Source organism: Listeria sp. SHR_NRA_18 (genome assembly GCF_003856515.1).
Taxonomy (GTDB): domain Bacteria; phylum Bacillota; class Bacilli; order Lactobacillales; family Listeriaceae; genus Listeria_A; species Listeria_A newyorkensis.
The window spans coordinates 1-395 of record NZ_QPKR01000102.1 but is presented as its reverse complement, the minus strand read 5'-3'; the positions used below and the strand labels follow the sequence as shown (position 1 = coordinate 395).

The following is a 395-nucleotide window of genomic DNA, read 5'->3' as shown; positions in this document are numbered from 1 at the left end:
GTATATCCGGCTCGTTCCATTGCAGCGTTTAAGTTATCCAACTCATTCAGGCTAACAACCTCCATCAATATATCTATGACTGGTTTTGCTGCCAAACCCGGTACCGACGTGCTGCCAATGTGGTGAATTCGCGAGATCACCCTGCCAAGAGTTATCTGCAACAGAGAGCTTTCTGTTTCAAATAGGTCAGGCCACTGCTCATCGTAAGCAACAATAGTCACTTTTCGCATATTCACTCCCTCTCCAGATCTTGGCCAACCACCATTCTGTGGCCATCGGGAGTACCTATGGTGAATTCACGCATGCCATGCGCTTTATCAACGGGTGGCGCCAGTATGATTGCTCCCTTGCAGACAAATTCGTCATAAAGTGTCTGGGCATCATCGACATACAGA

Annotated in this window: 1 protein-coding gene; it reads right to left on the bottom strand. The window is 47.8% G+C overall.

Annotated elements, in window-relative coordinates:
* On the bottom strand, nt 1-230 hold a 230-nt coding region (locus DUK53_RS17335), incomplete at its 3' end, for a GrpB family protein (protein ID WP_143813237.1).
* Nucleotides 231-395 lie beyond the last annotated feature (165 nt).